Here is a 2,757-nt window from a genome sequence, read left to right as displayed (position 1 = left end):
ACGCTCACATCTCCCCAGGTCGCGGCGGGTGTCCACGAAGATCGTTCCCGGCTTCACTGATCTTCGGGGAACAATCCCCCCGGCACACCCACCTGCCCTTCAACGCAAAAGGAAAGAGGCCCGTAGCCCCCGGGAACAATCCCGGATGCCACAGACCCCACAGCCTGGTAACTGGTTGTGTTAGAAGTGCAAACCACCAGCCATCGCCGCAGCAACACCACCACCGATGAGCAGCAACAGCACCACAATCGGAGCAACAATCGCCGCGATATTCGTCTCGCCTTCTACCTGGATCTGATCCTTGCTTGCCGCATCCTGACGATTACTATCCTCAACACTCGGTGCTGGACGCTGCGTCGTCAACTGCTGCGAGGACTCATGCTTGCCAGGTGTGACACTCGCAGTCGGCGCGGCCTGTGTCTTCGCCTGCGGTTTACGCGGCGCACCAGCCATCGCATCACCATCAACATCAGCATCCATTACCGCGGCAACATCAAACCGGCCAGCAAACGCTTGCCCACCATCCTCGTTGAGAACACGCACATCCAACGGCAACGAAGACGTTTTCACCACACCAACTACAACCGGCAGCTGCACCGTGGTCGCAGACTGACCCGCAACGGTAACCACCTGCTCAGCCTTACCAGACGGGTAGACAACCTCAAGGCGCATGCGGGCTGCATCCAGCCCAGGGTTTTCCACCTTCACACTGACCGTGTTGTCCCCACGACGAAGCTGCTGCTTATCAGCAACTGTGACCTTGACGCTGCCCTGGGCTTTTTCGGCGGCCTGCATCGCCTGCTGCTGCGCATCCAACGCCTTTGCATCAACCTTGACGTGGGCAGCACCGATGGTGGAGGTGTAATCCTTGCCGATCTTGCCGGTGTTAATCATCAAGTTGTCCCAGTCAGCAGGCACACGGTACTCACCGGTGTAGCAGTCCATCCCTGGCTGGTTGCATACCTCAGGAAGCGGGCCACCAGAGACAGATTCTTCATCCGAGTAGTTAAAGTGCGTGAACTGGTAGAGGTAGTTCATCACCGAGTAGTAGTTCGGCAGGTAATCCGACTGCGGCACCTCGTTGGCAAACTTCATCGAACCATTGTGGTTTAACCCCAGGGTGTGCCCTAGCTCGTGCATGATCGTGTTGCGCAGCTGATCCTCGGTGCGCATGCGTTCATGCTTGGCAACATAAAACGAGTTATCCGCAACCAACGCCAACCCAGTGCCCCAGTGGCCACGCTGCATCTGGTCGCCAATGACACCAACCCGGAAGACTGCCGCACGCGCACCCAGCATCGTGTCAATATTTTCGACGAGCTTCATACCAGGGACCGTGCCCTCGAAGTAGTACGGTGTATAGGCTTCAGTTTGCCCACCGTGACGCGTCGGGTAATTGACAATGTTGGTGTAGGTATCACCGGCATCGATGTGCAGGTTGACCCCGTACTGGTCGAAGCGATCCACCAGCTGTTGCAAAATATCGCGACTTGGTCGGTAGCTTGCCACCGACATCTGCGCGCACGCATCAGCATCCGCATCCGCGGTGTTACACCCGGCCTGCTGCCACTGCGACTGCATCCAATTTAACTGTAGGAACAAATCCGGACGCTCAGGATCAGCACCCCACTGATCAAGCGGCATGACCGTACCATCGTGTAAGGTCACCCCTTCACGCTCCCAGACATCTGGTAGGCCATCACCATCAGAATCAACAGCACTATCCTGGGTTGCAACCTCCATATGCATCGCGGCAGTCAACGTGGCACCAGCATCAATGCGCTCAAACCAACGACCACGCTGGAAGCTGGCCCCTGCCGGATCAACAAACCCGACCTCACCGGCAGCCGTGGTGCGCTGGAAGGCATCCGCCACACCAGAAGAGGTCGCATCAGCAAACGACACCGTCGTTGCATACCCAAGCTGAGCCGGGGCAACAACGAACGTACCATCAGCATACGAACCGGCAAGGGCCACCTTGGAGTTAATCTGATTCGTCAGATCCGCCTGCACAAACGCCGAGGAATCCTTCGTATTGGTCACCCGCACAATCACATCAACACGGTTGGCCTCAAAGCGAAACTCACGCTCGACTCCAACACCAGCACCCTGGTCTTCACCACGGTAGGTGACCACCTGAACATCACCATCACGGTGCGTATCTACGGTGACAGCAGATTCCAGATCCACTAACGCACCATCAGCACGCAAGTCCACATACAGTGAAGACTCCTGGCTACCAGCAATCGAGCGAGCATCAGTAAACTTCAACGTCGAAATACGACCCGGCTGTGTCACCGAGTTATGAAACACCGCCCCCGGCCCGTCAGCGGTGACTGTGACCGACGAGTCAGCAACAGCCATCTCCGCGTGCGCTACCTGTGCACCATTAGCCACAACAGCCAATACACACGCCGCTACACACACCTTCCGCGCAATGCTGTTCATCATCGTTGTCACAATCCTTACAATCTTCCACCGCGCTACACCGGCTGGTGCACCACGAAACCCTTCGTTGTTCTGACCCCAAGTTTATGCACCCAGACTATACATGGTCAATCAGGCCAAAACATGCCAACCAAACGGAGAAAACACCACCTGAAAAACCCGGATTGTTCAACACATCCAACCCCGCAACCTGCACACATGACCCGAAAAATGCTCAACAATCACCCCAGACAAACCAACATGTTCAACAAACCCACCGACACCTGTCAGCAGGTGTTCAACAATCAAAACCACCGCATAATATACGCT

At 56.2% G+C, this 2,757-nt stretch carries 1 protein-coding gene; it reads right to left on the bottom strand.

Going from position 1 to position 2,757, the window contains the following annotated elements:
- Positions 1 to 180: 180 nt before the first annotated feature.
- Complete coding sequence (locus BJP07_RS06370; protein ID WP_071566675.1) at positions 181 to 2,451, bottom strand: hypothetical protein; 2,271 nt, start codon at positions 2,449 to 2,451, stop codon at positions 181 to 183.
- Between the last annotated feature and the right edge of the window lie 306 nt (positions 2,452 to 2,757).

Source organism: Corynebacterium sp. NML130628 (assembly GCF_001875665.1).
In the GTDB taxonomy this organism is placed as follows: domain Bacteria; phylum Actinomycetota; class Actinomycetes; order Mycobacteriales; family Mycobacteriaceae; genus Corynebacterium.
Note: the sequence above shows the minus strand (reverse complement) of the source record. Positions and strands in the feature narration are given on the sequence as shown.

Excerpts from the sequence above, each read along its gene's own strand:
- BJP07_RS06370 (WP_071566675.1), bottom strand. The coding sequence starts at position 2,451 with ATGATGAACAGCATTGCGCGGAAGGTGTGTGTAGCGGCGTGTGTATTG.